The organism is Ruminococcus sp. OA3 (assembly GCF_022440845.1).
Lineage (GTDB): Bacteria > Bacillota > Clostridia > Lachnospirales > Lachnospiraceae > Ruminococcus_G.
Genome location: NZ_JAKNTO010000001.1, coordinates 2,377,067 through 2,403,049, shown reverse-complemented (window position 1 = coordinate 2,403,049; position 25,983 = coordinate 2,377,067). Strand labels below are relative to the sequence as shown.

The 25,983-nt window shown below is 46.9% G+C and carries 21 protein-coding genes; 4 read left to right on the top strand and 17 right to left on the bottom strand.

What is annotated here, in order from left to right:
- Positions 1-39 precede the first annotated feature (39 nt).
- The 8 genes from MCG98_RS10790 to MCG98_RS10755 all read right to left on the bottom strand — a co-directional run bounded on the left by MCG98_RS10790 (position 40) and on the right by MCG98_RS10755 (position 7,065).
- Complete coding sequence (locus MCG98_RS10790) at positions 40-813, bottom strand: A24 family peptidase (protein ID WP_240301987.1); 774 nt, start codon at positions 811-813, stop codon at positions 40-42.
- An 84-nt stretch (positions 814-897) separates the two neighbouring features.
- Positions 898-1,350, bottom strand: coding sequence for a hypothetical protein (locus MCG98_RS10785; protein WP_240301986.1), 453 nt, complete (start codon positions 1,348-1,350; stop codon positions 898-900).
- 38 nt (positions 1,351-1,388) lie between these two features.
- Entirely contained in the window at positions 1,389-1,820 is a 432-nt protein-coding gene (locus MCG98_RS10780) for a prepilin-type N-terminal cleavage/methylation domain-containing protein (RefSeq protein ID WP_240301985.1), read from the bottom strand.
- Between the two features lie 259 nt (positions 1,821-2,079).
- Positions 2,080-3,228 (bottom strand): glycerate kinase, encoded by a 1,149-nt coding sequence (locus MCG98_RS10775; protein ID WP_345891647.1) that lies wholly within the window; start codon positions 3,226-3,228, stop codon positions 2,080-2,082.
- Positions 3,229-3,365: 137 nt separating this feature from the next.
- A complete protein-coding gene (locus MCG98_RS10770; RefSeq protein ID WP_240303419.1) occupies positions 3,366-4,520 on the bottom strand; it encodes a sugar diacid recognition domain-containing protein in 1,155 nt (384 codons plus the stop codon).
- A gap of 24 nt (positions 4,521-4,544) precedes the next feature.
- Positions 4,545-5,504 carry a D-2-hydroxyacid dehydrogenase gene (locus MCG98_RS10765; RefSeq protein WP_240301984.1) on the bottom strand — a complete coding sequence of 320 codons (960 nt, stop codon included), beginning with the start codon at positions 5,502-5,504 and terminating at the stop codon, positions 4,545-4,547.
- Positions 5,505-5,517: 13 nt separating this feature from the next.
- Positions 5,518-6,339, bottom strand: a complete 822-nt coding sequence (locus MCG98_RS10760) for an ABC transporter ATP-binding protein (RefSeq protein WP_240301983.1) — start codon at positions 6,337-6,339, stop codon at positions 5,518-5,520.
- On the bottom strand, positions 6,340-7,065 hold the full coding sequence (locus tag MCG98_RS10755; RefSeq protein ID WP_240301982.1) for a hypothetical protein: 726 nt from the start codon (positions 7,063-7,065) through the stop codon (positions 6,340-6,342). It lies immediately after the preceding gene.
- A gap of 186 nt (positions 7,066-7,251) precedes the next feature.
- Between MCG98_RS10755 and MCG98_RS10750 the strand changes: the two genes are divergently transcribed.
- Positions 7,252-8,622, top strand: coding sequence for an MATE family efflux transporter (locus MCG98_RS10750; RefSeq protein WP_240301981.1), 1,371 nt, complete (start codon positions 7,252-7,254; stop codon positions 8,620-8,622).
- A gap of 79 nt (positions 8,623-8,701) precedes the next feature.
- On the opposite strand, the gene MCG98_RS10745 is transcribed toward MCG98_RS10750, so the two are convergent.
- The 4 genes from MCG98_RS10745 to MCG98_RS10730 form a co-directional block, all read right to left on the bottom strand.
- Positions 8,702-9,256 (bottom strand): inorganic diphosphatase, encoded by a 555-nt coding sequence (locus tag MCG98_RS10745; RefSeq protein ID WP_240301980.1) that lies wholly within the window; start codon positions 9,254-9,256, stop codon positions 8,702-8,704.
- A 242-nt stretch (positions 9,257-9,498) separates the two neighbouring features.
- Positions 9,499-10,488, bottom strand: a complete 990-nt coding sequence (locus MCG98_RS10740) for a GGDEF domain-containing protein (RefSeq protein WP_240301979.1) — start codon at positions 10,486-10,488, stop codon at positions 9,499-9,501.
- 125 nt (positions 10,489-10,613) lie between these two features.
- The gene (gene sstT, locus MCG98_RS10735) at positions 10,614-11,837 is read right to left on the bottom strand and encodes a serine/threonine transporter SstT (RefSeq protein ID WP_240301978.1); all 1,224 of its coding nucleotides are present in this window, start codon (positions 11,835-11,837) and stop codon (positions 10,614-10,616) included.
- Between the two features lie 327 nt (positions 11,838-12,164).
- Positions 12,165-15,938 (bottom strand): diguanylate cyclase, encoded by a 3,774-nt coding sequence (locus MCG98_RS10730; RefSeq protein ID WP_240301977.1) that lies wholly within the window; start codon positions 15,936-15,938, stop codon positions 12,165-12,167.
- Positions 15,939-16,227: 289 nt separating this feature from the next.
- On the opposite strand from MCG98_RS10730, the gene MCG98_RS10725 reads away from it, so the two are divergent.
- Positions 16,228-19,113 carry an EAL domain-containing protein gene (locus tag MCG98_RS10725; RefSeq protein WP_240301976.1) on the top strand — a complete coding sequence of 962 codons (2,886 nt, stop codon included), beginning with the start codon at positions 16,228-16,230 and terminating at the stop codon, positions 19,111-19,113.
- Between the two features lie 72 nt (positions 19,114-19,185).
- Here MCG98_RS10725 and MCG98_RS10720 read toward each other — a convergent pair whose 3' ends face one another.
- The 4 genes from MCG98_RS10720 to MCG98_RS10705 form a co-directional block, all read right to left on the bottom strand.
- Positions 19,186-20,175, bottom strand: a complete 990-nt coding sequence (locus MCG98_RS10720; RefSeq protein WP_240301975.1) for a helix-turn-helix transcriptional regulator — start codon at positions 20,173-20,175, stop codon at positions 19,186-19,188.
- Positions 20,176-20,297: 122 nt separating this feature from the next.
- The gene (locus MCG98_RS10715; protein WP_240301974.1) at positions 20,298-21,485 is read right to left on the bottom strand and encodes a MalY/PatB family protein; all 1,188 of its coding nucleotides are present in this window, start codon (positions 21,483-21,485) and stop codon (positions 20,298-20,300) included.
- Entirely contained in the window at positions 21,466-22,644 is a 1,179-nt protein-coding gene (locus MCG98_RS10710) for a PLP-dependent aspartate aminotransferase family protein (protein WP_240301973.1), read from the bottom strand. Before MCG98_RS10710 ends, MCG98_RS10715 begins: the two co-directional genes overlap by 20 nt.
- Before the next feature lie 16 nt (positions 22,645-22,660).
- A complete protein-coding gene (locus tag MCG98_RS10705) occupies positions 22,661-23,572 on the bottom strand; it encodes a LysR family transcriptional regulator (RefSeq protein WP_240301972.1) in 912 nt (303 codons plus the stop codon).
- A 235-nt stretch (positions 23,573-23,807) separates the two neighbouring features.
- Here MCG98_RS10705 and MCG98_RS10700 point away from each other — a divergent pair, with 235 nt between their 5' ends.
- Both MCG98_RS10700 and MCG98_RS10695 read left to right on the top strand, forming a co-directional pair.
- Positions 23,808-24,659 (top strand): RNA polymerase sigma factor, encoded by an 852-nt coding sequence (locus tag MCG98_RS10700; protein ID WP_240301971.1) that lies wholly within the window; start codon positions 23,808-23,810, stop codon positions 24,657-24,659.
- A gap of 11 nt (positions 24,660-24,670) precedes the next feature.
- Positions 24,671-25,354, top strand: a complete 684-nt coding sequence (locus tag MCG98_RS10695) for a DUF2461 domain-containing protein (RefSeq protein WP_240301970.1) — start codon at positions 24,671-24,673, stop codon at positions 25,352-25,354.
- A gap of 104 nt (positions 25,355-25,458) precedes the next feature.
- Here MCG98_RS10695 and MCG98_RS10690 read toward each other — a convergent pair whose 3' ends face one another.
- Positions 25,459-25,983, bottom strand: coding sequence for a TetR/AcrR family transcriptional regulator (locus MCG98_RS10690; protein WP_240301969.1), 525 nt, complete (start codon positions 25,981-25,983; stop codon positions 25,459-25,461).

Here is a 25,983-nt window from a genome sequence, read left to right as displayed (position 1 = left end):
AGGTACTACCTCCCATATTTTTATAAAAAGCTCTTCGAATCAGTATAACAGCATGCCCAGATACCAGTCAATAAGCGGTTGTCCGTACAGCAGCCCCAGCGCCATCCCCAGGCATAGAAACGGACCGAATGCAAAGTGATCCTTCCGCTCCTTCTTTTTGGCCGCCAGCAGGAAAATTCCATAGATACCCCCTGACAGCACGGCAATTGCCATGGATACCAGTGTCAGCTTCCATCCCAGAAACAACCCGGATGCCGCCATCAGCTTGATGTCCCCTCCGCCAAACGCTCCCGGTACCAGAAGCGTCAGAATCAGCATCGGCACGCTCACTGCAAGTGCACCAGTCAGACGGCTGATAATCGGCAGTCCCGGCATCGTGAAAACAGAGAGTATTGCCACAGCAACAATGGCGACAGAACATCCATCCTCAATCTCCATCGTATCCAGATCAAGAAACGCCACCACCGTCAGCACGCAGAAAAATGCAAAAACGGTGGCTGCAGTTCCGCAATTTTCATATTGATAAAAGCTGAGGATGGCTAATCCCCCGCCCAACAGTTCTGTCCAGGTATCTCTGGTCCCGATCGTTTCGCCGCAATATCTGCATTTACCTTTGAGAGACAGGCAGCTGAATATGGGAATCAGATCTTTAGCCCGCAGACGCTGACCGCATGCCGGACAGGCGGAATGCCCCCTGACAAACGACATTCCCCTCGGAACCCGGTAGATGATGACATTTAAAAATGAAAAAATGCAGGCTCCCAGAGTAAAGAGCAGCGCCCACAGAAAACCCTCACACAAAATCAACAGCATACACTTCCTCCCGCAGGGATTATTTGCCAGAGCAAAGAAAGAGGAACCCCATCCGGCGGTCCACCAAATGGAATTCCTTCCTTATCATCCCTGATTATCGTATTGATGAATGTTCCAGTAAAGGTCCCAGGTGGCAATATCTTCTGCTTCCTCATACCTGTACTGTACCAGAAATTTTCCTTTTTGATAATTCATGGTGGCAACACAATTTTTTTTTGTATTCCATGATATCAGCTGTATATCTCCGTCCGCTCCGGAAAAACTCCGTACCTCTTCTTCCGCTGCCTTCGACATTCCGCTCGCACGGGAATTGTCCGCAAGCGGCGCTCCGAGACCGTAATACTGAATCGACAGAAGCTGCAGATTCTCCACCACGTTCTTGGCTTCCCGCAACGTCTGGCGTTTCTGTATGGACTGATCCCAGCACCACAGTGCCGGTGCGATCACTGCAGCGCAGACCAGCAGTGTGATCAGCGCAATCGCACATGCCCGTTTGAATTTCACAGTACGAAAAAGGGATTCATAATGTTCTGTCATTTGGAATTATGAACCCCCCTTCCGATATTTCATATTATTTACGGTGTCGTCACCGCTTCATCTACGTCTAACCAGCCATTCGTCGTCCAGTTAACAAAATTTCTTGGATTTCTGTAAGCAAAAGAAACAATGTCACCATCGCCATTAAGCACATACGTGTACTCCGCAGCGCCAGCCGCGGTATAGCTGCCCGTCTGCGGATTTGCACACGGAACGCTGTTTATAGGACCAGTTGGGAGAGTCGGAGCTGCTGCATCTGCTAAATATGCATCTGCTACTTCTGCCTGCAGCTGAACCAGAATTGTAGCCGCATCTGCTTTACAATTAGCTTCATGTGCTCTGTTAACATATCGCAGTATACTCGGCACCATCACTGCTGCCAGAACTAAAATAATGACTATAACCACAATCAGTTCCACCAGAGTAAAGCCCTTTTTGTTCTTGCTTTTTTCCCTCAGTTTTTTAAGCATAAAACCTTTTCCTCCTATTTTCAAGACCGTTTTTCTTCCCGAATCCCACGCATCATTTCCTGCACCGTACGGTCAATCGGCGTATCGAATCCATACTAAAAGATCATGCCTTTCTTAATATCCAATATACCCTTCTTGCATATTTTTGTCAACATTTTGCAAGAGAATTATTTGAAAATTATTTACATTTTACCTATTGTCATCATTTTGTTTCCTGCGACATAGTTTTTACTTCACAAAGGCATGACTCATCCGCTGTTTAGCCTGAACGTGAGGCTGTGAGCAGCCGGAAAATCTGCTCGGCAGTTCTGTTCAGATTCCTGGCAGTCTCATCGGGACGCATGGCATCTTCCAGCCGAATCGCCCCCGGCATAATCGGGAAAAACGCGTCGATGCCCGCCCGGTTGCATAAGTATGCCTCCTCTTTCACACTGCCTGCCACAGCGATCACAACAGCGCCGTATTTTTTGGCAAGCCTCGCGACCCCTGCCGGTACTTTCCCCATAACGGTCTGCGCGTCGAGACATCCCTCACCGGTGATCACATAATCCGCATCCCTCACACATTCCTCCAGTCCAACCGCCCTCATCACCAGATCGATGCCCGGCTCCAGGCTGGCATTCAAAAAGGCGAGAAAGGCAAAGCCCAGGCCGCCCGCCGCCCCGGCCCCGGGGCAGGCGGCAACATCTTTTCCGATGGTCCTTTTTGTCAGATCGGCAAACTGCCGGTGCATGCGCTCCATGCGGCGTACCTGTTCCTTGGTGCCGCCTTTCTGAGGGCCAAAAATGCACGAAGCCCCATTTTCACCGTACAGCGGATTCGTCACATCACACGCAATGCAAAACCTGCATTCTTTCAGTTCGGGCATCATACCGTTCAGACGAATGGTCACTATCTGCCCGCAGTCTTCCCCCTTGTTTCCTACATGTTTCCCTTCCCGGTCCAGGAATTCGGCTCCCAGCGCGCAGAGCATGCCTGTGCCGCAGTCATTGGTTGCACTGCCTCCGATTCCGATCAGAAAATCCCGGCACCCTCTCTCAACCGCATCCCGGATCATCTCCCCGACGCCGCGGGTACCCGCCTTCATAATATCTCTCTCCCTTTCCTGAACCAGGGTAATACCAGCCGCTGACGCCATCTCGATCACAGCCTGTTTTTTGTCTTTTATATAACCGTATCTCGCCGTTACCGGATTTCCGAGCGGACCTGTCACAAGGACTTCCTCCCACTGTCCGCCCATTCCATCCACCAGCGCCTCTGCTGTTCCTTCCCCTCCATCCGCCATCGGCACAATTTTAACCTCAGCTTCAGCTGCTTTTTTAATTCCCGCTGCAAGCGCCCTGCCCGCTTCCACTGAGGATAAACTGCCTTTCAGGGAATCAGTCGCAATCACTACCTTCATCATCATCTGTCACCTCGTATCATGTTTTCATTCCTTTTTCTTCTATCTTACAGGATTTTGCCATTCATGCCTATATCACAAATGCCAATATAAAAGCAAAACTTTTATTCTCTGTACTAAAAAGGAATCCCGTGTGCATTCCTCTATAAAATCCTCCGGATTTCCCGGTAAAAATAAGCAGCTATATAAAACATGGAGGTATCTTTCAGTGAACGCGGATCATAACCTGTACGATCCCGGATTTTCAACAGTTTATACTGCAGGGTGTTTTTGTGTATGTGCATACGCTCAGAGGTCCTGCCAAGCGATCCCCGGCACTCATAAAATATTTCCAGCAGGCAGATCGCTTCGGAAAGCTCTTCTTTTTCATAATCTTTAAATATCCGTCTCACATATTCTGCTTTTGACAGATCTGAGACCTCATCCAGAAAGATTTCCAGTCCGAGATCATGATAAAAACAGATATCCTTCTTCTCATTTCTAAGACAGACCTGAAGTGCTTTGGATGCTTGCTTTTCTGCTGTTCGGATCTGCGGATACGGATAGCAGGCATCGTCGATTCCGGCCGCAACCCGGATTGCCCCATCCTTTGACACACTTTCTTTTAACCTCCGCACAAACTGCCTCATCTGCTCATCGCTGCGGTCAGGAACTGCGCATACCAGTCCGGAAGCTGTCTGCAGGTAAATGCTGTCAGGCTCACGCTCTTTTACTCTCTGCCTGAGCTGCTGCAGGGCTTTCTCTGCGCTCTCCAGACTGTCTATGTTGAACATCCCATTCCCTTCATGCAATACGGCAAATGCCACAACACGTCTCGGAAGTGTGATATCGATCCGAATGGCCCTCCCCCGCTCTACGAATTCCTGATTGATCAGAATATCATCCTGCTTCATCCATTCCTCAGCGTATCGGTTCCTGATGTTTTCATCCAGCAGCTTCTGTTCTTTTATCAGCATCTCCCGCAGCAGGATTCCTGTGATACGCTGAATGATCTGTCCGTACTTTACTGCCTCCCGGTGTGGGCCGGTGATTCCGATCACACCGATAGTCTGTCCCTGGATCACGATCGGATAATTTACACCTTCTTTGCACCCGTCATATTCACCATCCCTGTGGACGATCAGTTCCTTTTTTCCCAGCTTCAGGATCCGCCCTGCTCCTTCATGATATTCGCCGACGCGTTCCGGATCACTGCTCGCAACAATGATCCCTGCATCATCCATCATGTTGATCTTATGACTGATGACATCATTCAGTTCCTGTACGATTCTCTGTGCATTCTGTCTCGACAACAGCATAACTGCCACTTCTCCTCCTCTGGCCTACTGCACCATATTCACCGGATCACCCTCCATAAATGCTTTTAAGTTATGCCCGGCGGTATCGATCAGCCGCGTTCTGGCCTCTTTGGTAGCCCATGCGATATGCGGTGTGATGATGCAGTTCTTCGCATGAAACAACGGGTTGTCCGCCTGGGGTGGCTCTGTTGTGAGCACATCCAGCGCTGCGCCTGCAATCCTGCCGCTGTTCAGCGCCTCTGCGAGGGCATGCTCTTCCATCAGCGGCCCCCTTGCCGTATTGATGAGAAATGCTGAAGGCTTCATCAGCTGCAGTGTATCCGCGTTCATCATATATTTTGTCTCCTCAGATAACGGACAGTGGAGACTGACCACATCCGAACAGCCAAGCAGTTCTTCCAGAGAGTCCGCCCACAGAAACTCAATACCTTCCACCCGTTTCTTTCGTCTTCCGAACACTGTCACCCGCATCCCCAGGGCATTTGCCACACGTGCCGTCTGCTGTCCGATCATGCCGAATCCTATGATCCCCATCGTCTTTCCAGCCAGTTCGATCATCGGATAATTCCAATAGCAGAAATCTTTACAGTCCGACCATTTTCCTTCTTTTACACTGTCACTGTGTTCTTTTACATGACAGCACAGCTGCAGTAGCAATGCGAATACCATCTGCGCAACAGAAAGTGTGCTGTAGGCCGGGATATTTGTCACGGTGATTCCATGCTCTCTGGCCGCATCAACATCAACCACATTATATCCGGTGGCAAGCACGCCGATATATTTAAGTTTTGGCAGGCTCTCGATGATTCTCCTTGTAAACAGCACCTTGCTGGTCAAAACAATCCGGGCATCCCGACAGCGTTCCAGCACAAGATCTGCCGGTGTTCGCTGATAGACGGTACATTCACCCAGCCGCTGAATCACTTCCCAGGACAGATCTCCCGGATTAATAGTATGTCCATCTAAAATCACTATGTTACTCATACTGTGCTCTCCTTTATTGCTCATACATTTCCCGCATGGTAAAACCATTTTGCAGCATCTGGCCAATAACAGCACTGCTCTCCTGTCCCGTTACAGAAAAGATCAGCCTGCCGCCCTGCCGCCTCACTCTCTCGCCGAGCTTTGCCGGCAGCAAACAGTCCGGCGTATCTTCAAATACCAGAATATATCTGCACTCCTCAAATTCACCTGAACTTTCCCCAGGCGAGAGTCCTTTGTCCTGCACCAGATAAACAACATCCGATAAACGGTGCATCAGATATGGCTCATGGCAGGACATGATCAGCGTGGTCCCCTGATCTCTCAGGCGGTTCATTTTCTCGATAAAAACCATCTGGGACGGCCTGTCCTGCCCGGACAGCGGTTCGTCCAGCAGCATTATATCCGGAACTTTAAGCAGTGCCTGGATGACTCCGACTTTTTGGAGAGTGCCTTTTGACAGATGTTTCATCGGCACGTCCTTCATCTGCTCCATAAAGAAATCTTTCAGCAGCTGACCTGACAACTGATCTGCTTTATCCTTATCAATACCGTCAATTCTCCCCATAAACTGAAGATACTTCCATACCGTTAAATCAGTTTTCGGAAAATGCTCCGGTATATAGTGAAACAACGCTTTTTTTCTGACGTCCACATTTCCAGAGGTGGGTTTCACCAGTCCTGCCATTAGTTTCAGCAGAGTACTTTTTCCGCTGCCGTTGTGCCCGCAGAGTGCCAGTGACTGTCCTCGTGGCACAGAGAGATTTACATTCTGCAGGACAGTTTTCCCCTCATATATTTTTGTGACATTGCGCAATGTGATGATCGTATCTGACATTTAAAATCCCCTCCGCCTCAGCAGCCAGCCATTTAACAGAAAAATCACGGCTCCATATGCCAGCATTCCCAGCAGATAAATCAGGACGTACGGCATGAAAAAATGCCCCGCCCGTGAAAAAACAGCCGCACTCTCAGCGACTGGCGGAAAAATCCACATGATAAATGCCAGAACCGGAATCTGCTGCAGGATAACTGTCTTTCCAATGGCAACTGCTGCAGCCAGTGCTGTGAGGATCACAGCTGTTTTTCTGTCCCTCATAACCCTTGGGCAGAACATCGTTCCAATCGCACTGCCGTCGAAAGCTGATGCAGTCATGAGCAAAAAAGCCCAGAATATATCAGCCGGCTGAATCACCCTCGTAAACAGCCCGGGATTCAACATACTCTGTAGTAATGGAACTGCCAGACTGACAGCCGCAGCGGCAGCGCTGATCAGAAACAGAAATGTACTGTAGCAAAGACAGTATTTCCCGTTTCCCCGGATACGCAGTATCAGGATCTGTTCTGATTCACTGCTGTTCAGATCGTGGCAGGACAGCCCTGTCCAGACCATGATCAGAAACAAAAACATACAGGAAACAGAAAAACTGTCGGTTATATCGACAGGCGCTGAGGAATATATAATATACAGCAACGCCAGAAGTACAGCCAGCGGCATCACAAATTTATTGGATTTCAGATAAATATTCAGATGATATTTCGTCAGTTGAAAGAATGCTGTCAACGTTTTGATTTCCTTTCACTTTTGTTTTAATATAACACAAATCAATGAAAAAAGAAATCACATTGACTTCCCACACAGAATATGCTACACTACATTCGTTTAACGCCAGGTAACGCTTATTCCCATTCTGTCATGTCATTGCAGGAATGGAGATAAGCGTTTCATTTTGGCGACAGGGAGAAATGTATGAAACGAACAAATGATTTAGGCCGTGATCCTGTTTTTCATCTCGTATTGCGGCTGGCGGTACCCACCATGCTGGCGCAGCTGGTAAGTGTTCTCTACTCGATTGTGGACCGCATGTACATAGGCGCCGGAGTAGGAGACCTGGCTCTGGCAGGGGTCGGGGTATGTGGTCCGATCGTAACTTTACTGTCTTCCTTTGCTTCCCTCGTGGGACTGGGTGGTTCCCCCATCATGGCCATGCGCATGGGGGAAGGAAATAACAGGGAAGCAAAGCGGATCCTCAACAACAGTTTTCTCATGCTGCTGGCGCTCTCAGCTGTGTTGACCGTCCTGTTCCTGCTGGCAAAAGATCATCTGCTCATGTGGTTTGGCGCAAGTCCTGCAACTTTTGATTATGCGAACTCTTACATGACCATCTATACAGCGGGCACCTTTTTTGCCCTGATGTCCGTCGGGATGAACAGTTTCCTGATCGCACAGGGATTCTCCGGATTAGGCATGGTTACTGTTATGCTGGGGGCTTTGTTGAATATAGCGCTGGACCCTATTTTTATTTTCCTGTTTGATATGGGTGTAGCGGGAGCTGCTGTTGCCACCGTGATTTCGCAGATGGCATCCTGTGCTTTTGTACTTTTGTCTCTGCTGCGCAAGACGATGCCGATACGGCTTGGATGGGGAGATTTTCAGTGGCAGGCGGTGCACAGGATCGTCTCCTTCGGACTTTCACCGTTCCTCATCATTGCAAGTGACAGCGTACTGCTCATCGTACTGAACACCGTCCTCCAGCGCTACGGGGGACCAAAAGAAGGGGACATCCTGGTCACCTGTGCAACTATCGTACAGAGTTATATCCTTCTTATCACAATGCCGCTTGGCGGAATTACACTGGGCAGTCAGCCTGTGGTCAGTTTCAACTACGGCACAGGCGATGCAGTGCGCATGAAAAAAGCCATCCGCTGTATCGTGGGTCTGTGTGTCGCATTCTGTGTGCTTATGACTGTATTAACACATACAGCTTCACCGCTCTATGTGACCCTGTTCACGAAAGACCCGGAAGTTATGGCACGTTCCGTTCATTATATCAAAATATTTACGGCTATGATCATCCCCCTGGCAGTCCAGTATCCCCTGGTGGATGAGACCACAGCACTGGGACATGTACGGCTTGCATTGTTTTGTTCTGCTTTTAGAAAGACCATTTTTCTGGCGGGTCTTTTATTGCTGCCCCGACTGGTTACACCGGAAGCTACCTTTCTCTCAGAACCGATCGCAGACCTGACGGCGGCACTGGTGACCTCTGCTTTATTCTTTCGCTTCTTTCCCCGCATTGTTGCTGCGCGTTCTGAAGCCGTGGCACAGAAAAATACATAATGTTTTAACGTGATTCCCAGACAGCGAAAGGGCTGCAGCACTGACCCAAAATCAGTGCTGCAGCCCAGGTCTTTTAACCTCAGTTCTTCTGATCTTTCATTCTGTCAGCGTATTTTTTGTCATACGCCTTCATACTGGTCTCAATCAGCTGAACAGCTTTCATTGCCTCAATCCCTCCCCGGACTTCGATCGTATCTGCATCCGGACCGCGGTAAATACCAAAGAAATATTTCAGTTCTTCATATACCGTTTTTAAAAGATTTTCTGCCTCCACAACTCCCATGGCATTCGCAGAATCCATTATGGGAATCGCCAGAATCCGTTCTGTCCGGACTCCCTGTATCGATGTCTGCAAAACTCCAACCGGGCAGCATTCTACGAGTGTATTTCCATCCAGAATCTCCTGGCACAGGATCATAACCTCCAGCGGTTTTTGATCTGTCCCCATCGTTCTCGGAATAATACCACAGTTCACCGGATAACACGCCGCTGTATACAAAATCTTTACCAGCTGCAGCAGTCCGGTCTGGATATCAAACTCATATTTCTTATTACTCCCCTTTGGTATCGTGACATAGACAGAGAATTTTTCAGGCCTGATTCTCTCCGGTTTCATATCATGCCAAACATTCATTCTCAGCGCCTCCTTCAAAATGCACTTTACCATTTTTATGTAACATATCTATCATACCCGATAAAGTGTAGTTCAGGTCAAGACATAAACTGTGAAACTTCTGTGAAATAGAACATATTTATTTTGCTGAATTTTTTACATAAGGCTTGATAAATGGATTATTTTATGGTAGGATAAAAATATAAAATCATAAAAAAGTCGAAAAAATTGCTGCGGACAGATATCTGCAGCAATTTTTTCGTCTATTTATTCGTCTTTTCGGTTGATTTTAACGGATAACTGTGGTGAAGGACCAGATTTTCGGCGTCAACTCTGCGCTCCTCATAAAAAAATCTGCAGATACGCTGAGCGATCATTTCAACATTTTCTTCCGATACATCGGATACCATGACCAGGTACTGGCAGCTGGTATACTGTGTGTATAAATCCCCCATACGCAGGTTATTCTGAATCCCTTCTCCCAGTATATTCATCTGATAGTCACGGTGTTCGAGATTCGGAAACAGATTATCCTCATCCGTCAGCGTAAACAGAATAATATACGCCGTATTCTTGATTCTCTCCAGTCTGCGTTCCATAAAACGATAAATGCTCCTAAACGTATCATAATCCTGGCAGTACGCACCAGGCATCGGAGATTCTTCCTGCATTTCTCTGGCTATCAGGTCCATATCCAGTTCAATCCCGGCACTCCTGCGGTTTTCGGCTGCGCGCAGCCTGCCCTTTTTCAGCTTTCGCGCGCGTTTCTCCTCTGTCACCATCTGGTCAACACGGTCAAACATCTCACGATAGCTGTCCCCCTCCCGATAGCCGGTTCCAAAAATCGTCATGCCAAGTTTCAGAAGGAGTCCGCCCTGGATACGTACTTCGCGAAAACGCCCCCGCACCTGCGCACACCTGCTGCTGATCCAGCTGCCGTCCATGGTATGCTGCACAAATATGATGAACTCATCGCCGCCGATCCGTCCCACAAGGTTCGGCTCCGGAAACATTTTATGTAATGTGTCCCCTACGCTCTGCAGAAGACTGTCTCCCTTAATATGTCCATACCGGTCATTAATCTGTTTAAAGTGATCCAGATCCAAAAAGATCAGTGTTCCGGCTTTTTCAGCCGTGATCCAGTCATTCACCTTTTGCTCCATTGTTCCGCGGTTATAAAGACCTGTCAGCCAATCCCGCTCCGCAAGCCTCTGGTACGCTTCAACCGCTGACTCCAATTCTCTGTCTCTCATATTTCATACCCCTTTTTCCAGAAAAAATCAGATTTATCATAGCAAACAGAGACCCTCCCGTCAACTGCTGATGCATAAGTGGCAGATAAATATGCATAAAATGCATTCCAAAATAACAGAAGCCGCTATATTTCGATCTCCCTGCCCTCTTTTCTCCATTGTCTGAGTTCCGCAGAAATTGACAGCAGCAGATCGGAGGAGGAGTTCAGCGCCGTTTCCACAGAGTCCTGAACCACACCGATGATAAATCCAACTCCGACGACCTGCATGGAAATGTCATCCGGGATGCCGAACAGCGAACACGCCATGGGAATCAGCAGCAGGGATCCTCCGGCCACTCCGGAAGCGCCGCATGCCGATAATGCCGCAAGTACGCTTAAGATGACAGCTGTTGGAATATCTACTGCAACTCCCACGGTATGGGCAGCCGCCATAGTCATCACCGTGATGGTGATCGCCGCTCCGTCCATATTGATAGTGGCACCGAGGGGTATCGTCACCGAATACGTATCCTTATCCATCCCCATCTCCCTGCACACCTCCATATTGACCGGTATATTGGCAGCCGAACTCCGTGTAAAAAATGCCGTGACAGCACTCCTTTTAAGGCATTTGAAAATCAACGGGAACGGATTCTTTCGTATACACCAAAAGACGAGTATCGGATTTGTTATAAATGTGACAACCAGCATACAGCCTACAAGCAGTGCCAGCAGTAATCCGTACTGTGTAAAAATATCCAGGCCGCTTGTGGAGACCGTGCCAAACACCAGTCCCAGTATACCAAAAGGTGCCAGATTTATGATCCAGGTCACAAGTGTGGAAATTCCGGATGAAATATCCTGCAGTACCTGTTTTGTGTGTTCCCCTGCTGTACGTAACGCGATACCAAGCAGGACAGCCCATGCCAGTATGCCCAGATAATTGGCGTTTGCAAGGGACGCGACGGGATTCGCAACAATGTTCATGATCAGCGTCTGCAGTACTTCCAGTACACCCCCCGGTGCCGTCGCATCCTCCGCAGCCTCAGCCAGCGTCAGCTCGATCGGAAATGCCATGCTGGCAAACACAGCAATGACAGCTGCAAGCAGTGTGCTCAGCATGTACAGACTAATAACGGTTCGAATGACGCCTCCATGAGAATTCTGAGCATTGCTCAGTGAGCTCATGACAAGAAAGAAGACCAGGATCGGTGCCACCGCTTTTAATGCTCCTACGAACAGATCCCCCAGCACAGTGATTCCAGAGGCCTTAGGAACTGCAATCCCCAGGAGCGCTCCGATGATCAGACCGCCCAGGATCCTCTTGATCAGACTGATATCTGTCCATTTTTTAATTAAGTTATTCATTTTCCGTTTTCCTTTCTTTCTAATAGCCCACACCTATATATAGGATATCCCAAATAACTGCGGTGCATCCGGTTCTGAGCAAAGATACTGTGCCAATGTCCCGTACAAAGAAGACGGATCGATCGGTTTCGCAATATGTGCATTCATTCCTGCTGAAAGGGCCGTCCATCACAGGCATCTGAATATCCATCAGTACGGCATTATAATCTCTGCCGCAATTTCACGGTTAAGGACCTTGTCCTCGGCGGGCCGTATCTTTTTCCCTGTCAGATTACCTGTAACTCTTTCCGTTACCTTTCATCCAGAAACGTCTCACTGGGAATATCCTTATCCAGCAGTACTGTCCCAATCAGCAGGCGCATTCTCCTGTATCAGATTTTTGTAGGGTGTAATGTCATGGCAGGACAGCAGACACGCCTCCTGGCTGCCCCAGCGAATCAGTGAGGCATCTGCCAGAGACCATACCTTTAATAATGGATTATAGATCTCCATTGTTTTATTCGTGTTTTTTCGTATATCCTTCATCGGACAGGCGGCACATGGGATCATCCTGTCAAAAAAAGCTTTATGGCAGCTCATGCCGACCTTTGCCGCCGGCGCGATCTTGCTGGTTTTCGCATTGATGTAGCGCAGTTCATATGTATTCGGGTCAATGACATAGATCCAGGAATTCTGCGAGTCAAGCAGGGTATGCAGATTCTCCACGGCCTGGGCAAGGTTTTCCTGGGCACGCTTTTTAAGCAGATACGTAGAAAGCAGTTCTGCAATAAAGGACAGCGTCTTTATCTGGCTCTGTGTCCACATCCGCCTGGCTGTACAATCGTCAAACCCTACAAATCCAACGAATTCCCCTTCATTCTGGATCGCGCACTGCAGCATGGAACGGATCCTCTGGACAGCAAGATCATCACACTGTGGCTTTGGCAGTATCGAAATATCCGGACAATAGAAAACACCGTTTTCATCAAAATTTTCATGGTAATCTCCGATATCTGCATATGCGACGTGCTGTAGAAACTTTATCTGCGGTTCAATCCCCTCATTACACCATTCAAAGGTATTGCGGCAATAGCAGTGATCCTCTGATTCTTCAAAAATGTAAGCACGGCTGACATGATACCTGCACCCGATCAGCTCAAGTATCGACTGTACCGCTGCATCCATATCTTCGGCCCTGTACAGAAGCTGTGAAGCCTGCTGTATCACGGCGGCATTATCAAAGTCGAACGCCTCATCCGATTCAATCCGTGTATTGGCCGTCACAGCCTGCTGAGAATTTATATCAAAAGTCTTTGCCATTGTCAGTTTGTCATACATGGCAAACTGGTTCTTCCCCTGTGCCTTTGCATAATAAAGTGCCCTGTCGCAGCACTGAAACAATTCCTGGAAACCTATCGCGTCTTTCGGGAAACAGGCCACCCCTACACTGCATGACAGCGGGCAGAGATGCAGTTCGTCTGGCAGGACAGTCCGCATCGTCGCAATAAGATTCTCTGCCCGTCCTGCCAGCACATTCTGATCCGGCAGACTGTTGATATAAACCAGAAATTCATCCCCCCCGATACGGGAGACAACATCTTCGGAACGGAAGAGCTTCTGCAGCTGTCCTGCAACCTCCATAAGTACTGCATCGCCAAACATATGTCCAAAATTGTCATTGATCGTTTTAAAATTGTCCAGGTCGATGATCATCATGGCAGCTGTCCCGTTACGTTCCCAGTGTTTCATCGCACTCTGGATACGTGTACGTGCGGCATTTTTATTAAACAAATGAGTCAGATGGTCCCGCTCAGCCTTATCAATCAGATCCTGTGCATGTCGCTTCTCACTGTCGATATCCACTATGACACCGACCGCTTTTACCGGTTTGCCGTCATTATTAAACTGTGTGGTCGCACGGATACGGCACCAGATATATTGGCTGTCCGTATTTGCTATACGCAGTTCTGTTTCACCGTAAGGGGCACCGGTTTCCACATCTTTCATCAGCTTCAGAAAGTTTGGCATATCTTCAGGCAAAACATGCGATGCCTGGGGAATCCTTTTATCGATTTCTTCCGTGATCGGCTGATACCCAAATTTCTTTACCCAGTTTGAAGAATACAGAATTTTATTCTGATGAATATCCCATTCAAAGATAATATCATTCGTCTGATCCATGATAATCTGATGGCGCTCCATGGTCAGTCGAAGTTTCTCCTGTTCCTGCTTGGTATGTGTCACATCAATCAGTACACAGTTCATATATTCCACTCCGTCCTCACCTGTGAAGAGCTGACTTTTATCCAGTACCCATAAAACACGGCCGTCTTTGGTCAGTATTCGGTATTCATATTCAAACGTTTTTCTGACAGACTGTTCTTTTCGAAAATATTTCAGAACTTTTTCACGGTCATCCGGATAGATCATCTCTATAAAACGATTCTGAAAAACCCGCTCAATTTCTTCCCTGCTGTAGCCAAAAAGCGTAATAAATCCTTCATTAATATGCCGGATCGTAAACCATCCGTCATTGAAACACTGTTGAATACCAACCAAAGAATTATCGATAAACTGCCGGTCCTCTTTAGGTGACACCGCAGGGCCTCCGGCATAGTCTTTTAGTTTACGCCAGATCATCAGCAGCTTATGCTGCCTGGGATTTTCTATATTGATCCTCAGAATTGAAAGCCCATACCAGATATAGTTTCCGGATCCCTGGTGAAACACGCGATAGTTCAGCGATCTCTTCATCGCTCCGCTTGCGAGAAACACATCAATACTGTGATTCTTGAGCAGTCCCATCCTGTCATCCGGATGGACAGCCTTTTCTACAAACACCTGATAAGACTCTTCGAACAGATCTCCTGAACGCAGCAGATCAAAGTCGCTGTTTTGTGTGTAGACCAGATGATAAATACCGCTGTCTGCATCCACTTCCATCACGGTAGAATCTTCATAACGAAGCATGGCAAAATATTTCATCTGTCCAAGCTCCAGCGTATTCTCCGCTTCTGTTTTATAGTCATCCCGAGTTGATATCATCTCAAAATCAGTTCCCGGTGATTTGCCGTCAGCGTACTCCCGCGAAAGTTCTGCAAACGGCTCCTGGACATTTTTAAAGCACTCCAGAAGCTTCGGTGAAAACAGGCCGCACTCTCCATTCAGAATCATATTGCAGGCCTTTTCTGGTGTATAGGCTCTCTTGTATACACGGTTGGTTGTCAGTGCGTCGTACGCATCTGCAACCCCCGCCGCCTGTGCACAGATCGGAATATTTTCTCCGATCAGTCCGTCAGGGTATCCGTTGCCATCCCAGCGTTCGTGATGGTAGCGACAGATACTGTATGCATACTGCAGATATTCCTTGTCATGCATCCGGTCAAGCCCCGCCAGTATCTCACACCCCTTTTCGGCATGAGTTTTCATGATCTGGAATTCTTCTGCTGTCAATCGCCCCGGTTTATTCAGAATTGCATCAGGAATTGCTATTTTGCCGATATCGTGCAGTGCTGCGGCACTGGATATAATATCGATTTTCCGATCATCAAGTCCATATTCCGAATAATTGTCTTTTACATCTTCCAAAAGCAGCTTCGTGAACATCCGGATACGTAAAACGTGCTGTCCTGATTCAATGCTGCGGTGCTCTATCACAGATGACAGTGCATCCATCAGTACCGCTTTTGATTCGCGCAGATTGATCGCCTGTTCCTCCACGAGTTCTTCCAAATGCCGTTTGTGCCGGTTTAACTCAACGACATTTTCTACCCGTCTCCTGACCACATGCGGCTCAAATGGTTTCATCACAATATCGGAGGCCCCCAGATCAAATGCCCGGACTTCATTTTCCGTAGAATCCTGAGCAGTGATCACTATCACCGGAACGTCATCCAGCAGCCTGTTTCGTGACATTTCCGCCATAACCTCATAACCGTCCTTCACCGGCATGACAATGTCAAGAAGCACCGCAGCGATAGTGTCTTTATATTGATTGAGCAGCATCAATCCCTGTTCTCCGTTTTCTGCCTCCAGAAGATTATAATCCTGCTCAAATAAAGACCGAAGAATGGCACGGTTTACCTCCATGTCATCCACAATCAAAAGTGTATTCCGATTCATGCGTTTTCCCCCCTGAAAACGGCTCAATACAAACAAATTTTCTTACGCCGTTTAATCTGTTTCACAAGTCCACATTGCGACTTTTTCATCTTCTGAAGCTGTCGCTCTCTTTTTAGAGAAAGCCGGATTTTAGAGAAACTCAGCTATATGGTAGTTACAAATATTATACGATAAAGTTAAATTTCTGACAAGACAATCCAAACATGTTACTGAATTGACGAAGTATATTTGACTTATCTCCGAAAATAAAATACAATAGTTTTAAAATGATTGAAAGCGGGGCTCAGTCATGAATCATACCTTTAAGCGGATCCTTACCTTAATTACAATATTTCTCTTTTTTTATCTCTGGCTGACTCCTGTGGTATTTGCATCCGAACAGAATACAGAGACCGTTAAAGTCGGATATTATGAGGACGGAGACTATATGTCCCTGAATCAGCAGGGAGAATACGTCGGTTACAATATAGAATATATTCAGGAGCTTGCCAAGAATTCAGATCTTCAGTTTGAGATCGTAGATACGGGAAGCTGGAACGCGGCTTATGACATGCTCGTCCGTGGAGAGATCGATCTTCTGCCTTCTGTTTATCATACTGAAGAGCGTGCGGAAGAAGTCCTGTTTGTCACTCAGCCGATGTGTTCCATCTATACCACCCTCAATGTGCGAATGGACGATGAACGTTATGCCTATGATGATTTTACTGCTTTTGAGGGAATGAATGTCGGCATCATACGTGGAGGCATCGACGGAGAACGTTTTAAAGAATTCTGTAAAAATAATGGGGTTGTACTTAACATCATAGAGTACGATGAGACTGACAAATTACTGGGGGCACTGGAGGATGGAACCCTGGACGGTGTTGCGATCACACATCTGGGAAAAAACAGCTCTTTCCGCAGCGTCGCGCAGTTCTCTCCCAGTCCGCTTTTTTTAACCGTCACAGCAAAGAAACCAGATTTGCTGGACGACTTAAACCGTGCCGTGGACAATATACTTTTGAGTAATCCCAGCTATGGTGCAGACCTGTATGACAAATACCTGGCACCCAGTTCCAACCAGAAACCTGTATTCACTAAGGATGAGCGCCAGTATATCGAACATGCAGACCCTGTGATCGTTTCTTACGATCCGTCTTTCGCGCCGTTGGCATACCAGGAAGAAAAAACCGGGAATTTCAGGGGGGTTTCCGCTGATGTCTTCCAGTACATTGCAGAAAACAGCGGATTGGAATTCCGTTATGAGGCACACCCTCAGTCAGATGCTCTTAAGCTTCTGCAGCAGGGTAAGATTGACGCGCTGTGTCTGTCTGACGGAGATTACCTGTGGGACAGCCGAAATAGTATCAACTCCACACTCTACTATCTGCGCACCCCCACATCCATGATCACCCGTTATGACACCGGCGCTCCTGAGATTCTGGCACTCATAGAAGGGTACCAGCTTTCAGAAGTTATCAGCAATGATAATCCACACAGTAAGGTGCAATATTATTCTACTGCGGTCGAATGTCTGGAAGCCGTGCAAAAGGGTGAAGCCGATGCAACTTACATTAATACACAGGTTGCCGGATTTTTTCTCAACAACACAGATTATAACGGACTGCAGGAAGCTGCCCTGGGGCAATATATCAATAAGATGTGTGTCGGAGTATCTTCCGGTAAAGATTCAAGGCTTTACTCTGTTATCAATAAATGTATTCAGTACCTTCCGGTTGAACAGGTAGATACATTTATGGTAAACAATTCCATCAGCGCAAAAGAAGTCAGTCTTGCTGAATTCGTGCGGGAACATATGTGGGCTGTAGTCTTTGGCGTCAGCCTGGTCCTTTTCATCATTATCCTGCTTGTCAGCTATAATCTCAGAAATGCCCTGCACAGCAACCGGAGAATTCAGGAACTGCTCTACCAGGATGAACTGACTGGTCTTGACAGCATTAATGGTTTTTACCATAAATGGCCTCAGAACGTGAGCAATGAAGGAGAACAGAATCTGGCACTGCTCTACAGCGACATCTGCCAGTTTAAACTTATCAACGATAACTTCGGTTTCGCAGTCGGGGATGAGGTGCTGCGCGCCTGCAGCCGGGTGCTTGAGGACGAACTTGAAAGCAGTGAGCACTGTGCCCGTGTCTCAGCCGACAACTTTGTTCTTCTGATGCGGTACACAGACTGGGATCTGCTGATCGGACGTCTCAGGACCTGCGTAGAAAAATTGAACCGTTGGAGAACAGAAAACACAGACATTCCCTACCGGATAGAACTTATATTCGGTGTGTATTCTGTAACTTCTTCGGATAAAACCGATATCAAACAAATGCTGGACTTTGCAAATTACGCGAGACGCCATGCGAAATCCACACCAGGCAGTTTTGCTGTTCTCTACGATGAACAGATGCGCAGGCAGGCTCTCCAGGCGCGTCAGCTGGAGGGAGGACTGGATGACGCATTAGCCGCGGACGAGTTTGAAGTATACTATCAGCCCAAAGTCTCCATGTCAGACGGGGAGATCATCGGAAGCGAAGCACTGATCCGTTGGAATCATCCCAAAATGGGATTTTTAATGCCCGGAACGTTTATCCCACTGTTTGAAAAGAATGGAATGATAAAAAAGGTGGATTTCTGGCTGTTCGAGAACGTCTGCCGCACGATGCACGGCTGGAAGGAGCAGGGACACAGCCTTCTGCCGGTTTCCTGTAACTTCTCCAGGCTGCATTTCGAGCAGCAGGATTTCCCGGAACGCATCTGTGAGATAGCGGACAGGTGGAGGATTCCCCATGAGCTTCTGGAAATTGAGATCACAGAAAGCGCTCTGATCGATGACTCCGGCAAGATTGAGCGAATGCTGCCCCGTCTGAAAGCGCTCTGGTTTAAAATAGCAATCGACGACTTTGGCTCAGGCTATTCCTCACTCGGACAGCTCAGGCAATTACCTGCAGATGTGTTAAAACTGGACCGCAGCTTCGTGTGTCACGGTGTAGCCGGAAAGAGAGAACAGATTGTTGTAGAGAGTATCATCCGTATGGCAGGTGAATTGGGCATCACCGTGATCTGTGAAGGTGTGGAGGACAGGATACAGTCTGAGATACTTCAGGATATGGGCTGCCGCCTTGCTCAGGGATTTTATTTCTACCGCCCGATGGATATGAAAAGCTATGAAAAACTGATAATGTAAACAGAAAAGGCACTGATTTATGAACAGGTAAATCAGCGCCTTTTCTCAAATGTTGTTGCGGCAAAGTCTTCTCTACTCTGCCTTGTTCTTAAACGCTCCGCATATGGCACGCACCGCTACGAATAAAACAGCCGCGCATGGCCAGATGATCCATGTCCGGTCCCAGTCGTTTGTGTACAGGCTGACTCCCAGATACACCGTAACAATGATGCACCAATAGATACGGCTCACACGCTCGGTCTTTTTCCCTTCCATTTTTTTCTCTGCGGTATAGTCCCCCTCCTGGAGCAGCACTTCAAAACAATCCTTTTTCTCTCCCGCCAATACGAACAGAAAAACGGCACACGCTATCATGATCAGCAAAATTTCTGTGCAGATAATGTATACAAAGTCCGGACTGTCGATCGCTGCCGCTATCATGAGCGGTACAGCGCAGATGATGCAAAGGAAGACTCCCGCCATAATACAGATCCGGTAAGTCCCCTCGTATTCCGCCATTCTCTTTCTGACGATCCCTTCCACTCCGTATTCCAGCCGGAAACATTCTTTTTCCAGGTATTCATACTTCTCCAGTTTCATTCCGAGCATCACAAAATACGCCGTCGCAATCCCCACGATCAGAAGCAATACAACAACCCCCACACCGCCTGCCATGTTTTCACTGATCACATTCTGTCTGTATTCGGACAGTCCTGCCAGGAAGAGAAGTACAACCGGAGACAGCACATAGGATGCCGTCGCGATGGCCGACTTTTTCGCTGCCTGTATATTGAGTTCCATATACTCGTTGGCCTCCTCCACCGTAACTGTTTTGACCAGTTCATCACTGCCGGTATCTGATACAGCAGCTGCCGGCTCCTCCTCTATATCTTCTTTTAATAAATAGTCTGTGCTGACACCAAATATCTGGCTGAGTTTTAAAATACGTTCCAGGTCAGGAATGGAAGTTCCCGATTCCCACTTTGATACAGACTGTCTGGACACTCCCATCTGATATGCCATCTCCTCCTGCGACCATCCATTTTTCCTGCGAAGTGCAGCTATTTTTTCCGCTAAAATCATATTATCATCCTTTCAAATGTTAGATTTATTGTCTGTATCATAAGATTTTTTCCGGTTGACAACCACCAAGTGCGCTGTATAATCTGTCAACCAGTGGTTGCGGTTTGATTTTCTTCATGTTCTCAATCCTCGCAGTATACAGCCATTTTTATCCTGTCCAGTGCCTGCCTCAGTACACTTCTCGGACATGCCACGTTGATTCTCTGGAACCCTTTGCCGCTGTCCCCGAATATTTTTCCACTGTCCAGCCAGAGCCCCGCCTTATGAATGATCAAATCCTCCAGCTCATCCACACTCAATCCCAGGCCTCTGAAATCCAGCCATACCAGATAGGTCCCTTCATGTTCAGTCATGGTTACGCCTCGCAGATTTTCCGCCACATATTCTCTTGTATATTCAATATTATCTGCTACATATGCATGCATCGCTTCATACCATTCTTCCCCCCTGCTGTACGCCGCCTCACAGCCCACGAGCGCCATGACCCCCAGCTGGCTTATCCCTGCCGCACGTGTTTCTTTTCTGAATCTGCGCTTCAGCTCACGGTTCGGTATAAATACGTTCGATATGATAAGCCCCGCAAGGTTAAAAGTTTTGCTCGGGGACGTGCACGTAATACTGATGTCCTCGTATTCTTTTTTAAGATTGGCAAATACCAGGTGCCTGCCCTTAAATACGAAATCCTCATGTATTTCATCACTGACTACGATTACGTTATGTTTCACACAGATATCTCCCAGTCTTACCAGTTCATCCTCCGACCAGACTCTTCCAACCGGATTGTGAGGATTACACAGGAGAAACAGCCTGATCTTCTCATTTATAATTTTCTGTTCAAAATCTTCAAAGTCAATATGATACCGGTGATCCGTTCCGAGATATAACGTATTGCTTATCACTTCCCTCCCATTATCCTCAATCACTTCGGAAAATGGATAATATACAGGCTGTTGTATTAAGACACTGTCTCCCGGCTCAGTGTAAGCTTTTACCGCCATCGCCAGTGCAAATACAATGCCCGGTGTCTTAATCATCCATTCTTCCTTCACATCCCAGCCATGATGTCTCTTCATCCAGTCCCTTACACTTTCAAAATATGAAGACTGTACTTCACTATAGCCGAATATGCCATGTCTGACCCTGTCTGTCAGTGCGTCTGAGATATAGGAGGATGTCTCAAAATCCATATCCGCAACCCACAAAGGCAGTACGTCCTCCGGCATACCTCGCCTGTTTCCAAAGTCGTATTTCAGGCTCCCTGTGCCTTTTCTTTTTACAATTTTATCAAAATCAAGATTTCTTTCCGCCACCTTTTTCTCCTTCTATTTCATGAAATACGTTATCAAGCTCCTCCAGCAGATCTTTAGCATTTTCAATCCCTGCAGACAGCCTCAGTGTTGTATCTGTGATTCCATTCTTTTCCCTGATTTCCTCGGGCACATCTGCGTGTGTCTGTGTTATCGGATAGGTTATCAGTGTTTCTGCCCCTCCAAGACTTTCAGCGAATCTGATCATGCGGACTTTCTCCAAAACAGCCAGTGCGTACTCTCTGCTCTCCAGCTGAAATGTCAGCATCGCACCGAAACCACGCGACTGACTTTTCATGGTCCCGTATCCCGGATGCTCCGGGAGTCCCGGATATATCACACGTTTTACTGCCTTTTGCTTCTTCAGCCAGTTCGCGATTTCCATCGCATTTTCCTGGGCCTTCTGCATACGGATGCCGAGTGTTTTGATACCCCGCAGAATGAGCCAGCTGTCAAATGGTGAAAGCCCTGCTCCTGTAGTCTTAATCAAAAAGCGGAACTTTTCACTCATATCCCCCCTGTTCGTCACCAGAAAACCTGCCAGCGTATCGTTATGCCCGCCGAGATACTTTGTTCCGCTGTGCACTACGATATCGGCTCCCAGATCAAGCGGATTCTGAAAGTACGGTGACAGGAATGTATTATCCACAATCAATAAAAGATTGTATTTTCTCGCTGTTTCAGAAAGAACCCTTATATCCGCAACATTCATCATTGGGTTTGTGGGAGTTTCAAGAAAGATCGCCCTCGTATTTTGATTTATATGGTCCTCCACGTTGTCTTTACAGCAGTCGATAACCGAAAATGTTATTCCGTTTTTCACAGATACGTTATCGAACAGGCGAATGCTCCCGCCGTAAAGATCAGAATCCACAATCAGATGGTCCCCCGGCACAAACAACTCCATCATCAGCGTAATTGCCGCCATACCTGATGACAATGCAAGTGCATCGACGCCGTTTTCCAAAGCTGCCACGATCTTTTCCAGGCGTTCTCTTGTGGGATTCTGCAGTCTGCTGTAATCATATCCCGTACTTCGCCCAACCCCCATATGGGCATAGGTTGCAGTCTGATAGATCGGATAGCTGATCGCCCCATAGTGATCGGTCCCGCCTTCCTCCTTCTCCAGATGAATGCATTTTGTCTCAATTTCTCTTGCCATTTCAATTTCCTCCTGATCAGCTGAATGCATTTTCTTTATACTTTTCAATCTCCTCCAGATATTTCTGCCCGATCACACTTATATGAGCATCCTTCCGGGAGATATATCCAATTGTCATCTTCTCGTCTGATCTGAGTTTAACAGCACAATAGTCCTTTCCGTTCAGGTCTTCACATATAATCCCGGAACATAAAGTATAACCATTCAGTCCAACCATAAGATTCAGAAGGGTTGCCCTGTCATTAGCCCTGATGAATCTTTTATATTGATAAGTACTCAACACCTCTTCCGCAAAATAAAACGAATTGTGTTCTCCCTGTGCAAATCCCAGACATGGATACTCCTTCAGTTCCTCCAGTGCTATGTCCTTTTGCTCCGCCAGAGGATGCCCCTTCCACAGATATACGTAAATCCCGCATTCCAACAGGGGCTGAAACACAAGATCATATTCTGTAAATAATTTCATTAACACTTTCCTGTTAAAGTCATTCAGATATAAGATCCCAATTTCACTTTTGTGATTTTTAACATCTTCGATGACCTCATGTGTCTTTGTCTCATGAATTTCAAATTCGTACTCATCCATACCATACTGTCTGACAAGCTCCACAAAGGCATTCACCGCAAACGTGTAATGCTGCATTGACACACTGAATTTCTTCTTGACATTCGTCTGGGAAATGTATCTGGCATCCAGTAATTCGTACTGTTCCATAACAGATTTTGCATAACCGATGAATTCTGTCCCTTTCACAGTGAGGGTTATGCCCGTCCTGGATCGTGTGAAGATATCAAATCCTACTTCTTTTTCCAGTAAACGGATTGCCGATGAAAGTGTGGGCTGCGATATAAAAAGAACTCTGGCTGCATCATTCAATGATTGTTCACCCGCCACGGTAATTGCATATTTCAGCTGAATTAATGTCATGATATCATCTCCTGTCTTCCTGTTGCAATTGCTGCAAATATTGTTATCTCACAGTATAGCAAACTTTCCTGATTTTGAATAATTGATTATGCCTTTCGCCGTTAATAGATTTTACCAATCGCTTGGTTTGTAAGGTTGATTTAAAAGTGATATGATAAGATTCAATCGGTTTTTTTGATTTTATCTGTCACACAGCCATTCTCATGATGTCTAATCATATAAGGAGGCAAATTTCATGAATAAAAAAACGAACGAGGAATTATCCGCACTGATCGAAAAAGCAACTGCCGGGGACAAAGATGCCCTGGAAACCGTCATTCTCAATGTCCAGGACTTAATCTTCAATCTTTCCCTTCGAATGCTGGGAACCTTCGCTGACGCTGAGGATGCCACTCAGGACATCATACTGAAGATCATCACACACCTGTCTGCTTTCAGGAAGGAAAGTTCTTTTTCCACCTGGGTTTTCAGTATCGCTGCAAATCACCTGAAAAGCTATAAAAAGCATATGTTTGCACACTATCCCCTGAGCTTTGAGTATTACGGAGATGATATTGAAAACGGGCAGGTACAGGACGTTCCTGATCTGACACAGAACGTTGAGAGAGCCATTCTGGAAGAAGAGCTGAAGATGTCCTGTACCAATGTGATGCTGCAGTGCCTCGATACAGAAAGCCGGTGCATCTTCATCCTGGGAACGATGTTCAAACTGGACAGCCGGATAGCGGGCGAAGTGCTGGGACTGACACCGGAGTCTTACCGCCAGCGCCTTTCCAGGATACGCAAAAAAATGGGTGATTTTCTGGAGGCATACTGCGGTGAATATGGAAGCGGCAGATGCAGATGCAGAAACCGTATCAATTATGCCATACAGAACCGCCGGCTGAACCCAAAAAGCCTGGATTATACCAGCGCTGCAAGTATACCGGAAGATACCAGGGTTAATTTTAAAGACGCAATGGAGGACATTGACAATACGTCCTTAAAATTTTGTTTCTGCAAAACTTATGAGTCGCCGGAACGCACCAGGCAGTTTCTCATTGACTTTTTAGACTCGGCATCACTTTCCATCGTAAAAAATTCGTAAGGAGAACGATCATGAATACAGCAATCATATTAGACTACTTAGCGGAACTTGGCGAAAACAATAACCGTGAATGGTACCATACCCATAAGGCAGAACAAAAAGAGGCATCTGCACAGTTTGAGAACCTGCTTCAGGAACTGATTTTTCGAATCGGTGAGACAGACCCCTCCATTCTTCATAACATTCCCAAAAACCTGACTTTCAGGCTTGTGCGGGATACCCGTTTCAGCCATGACAAATCCCCGTACAATCCGGCTTTCCGAGCACACATTGCGGCAAAGGGAAAGCTCCCCGTTCCGGTCGGATATTACATGATGATCAAACCCGGCGATCAGACGTTTCTGGGCGGTGGATTATTTGCCGATATGTTTAAGGACGCCACTTCGATGGTACGGGATTACATATCCTCGCATCCCGGTGAATGGGAAGAGATCACCGGCGCTGAGGGTTTTTGCTCACTCTTTTCCGTGAAAGGTACTTCTCTGAAAAATGTACCGGCAGGCTATGACAGAGAAAATCCTCAGGCGGAATATCTGAAATACAAGAGCTGGTATGTGGAACATTTTATTCGGGATAAAGATCTGCTGAATGCGGACCTGTTCATTGAACATGCCGTCGATATATTTCAGAGAATGAAACCGTTCAATGATTATCTGAACAAAGCGCTTACCGGCTTTCAGATGCCGGCACGATAACCTTCTTTCCAGGGTTTTGGGTCAGGCGGCATAGCCTCATACAGGGCTATGCCGTCTTTTCCCTGCGTATGGGGCACCGGCGTTGCTGTTCTCGAATCGTCGGGTCAGGTCCGTTCACGGTACTCGCTTCTTATGATTTCAAACATTTCTTCGGGGCTCTCCCGGCAGCCATTTTGCAGCCACATTTTAATGATTTTTGTGATACCGCCTTTAAAAAATTCCATGTGATATTCTATAAATAAATTTTGAAAGTGCTGACGTGCAAGATTTATATCATAGCTGATAATTTTGTACTGGTCGTCATAACCAAGTTTAAAATAAGTTTTATAAAATATCTGATTTTCTTTTATGTGCCGGAACAATCTCAGATAATCATTACTGTTATATCCCTGCGTAATCTCGCTCTGGTAAAGTTCAGACAGACTGCTTTCCAGTTTATCCCGTATCGAATCGGCCAACGCGTAAATGTCAGCATAATTCGCATAGAAAGTGGTACGGTTCAGTCCGGCTTTTTTGCAGATATCGGACACGCTTATTTGATTTAATTCTTTGGATTGAAGCAAGTCAATAAAAACCTTTTCAATCCTCTCAATGGATTCTCTTTTCCGTTTGTTATTTGGCGTATTCAC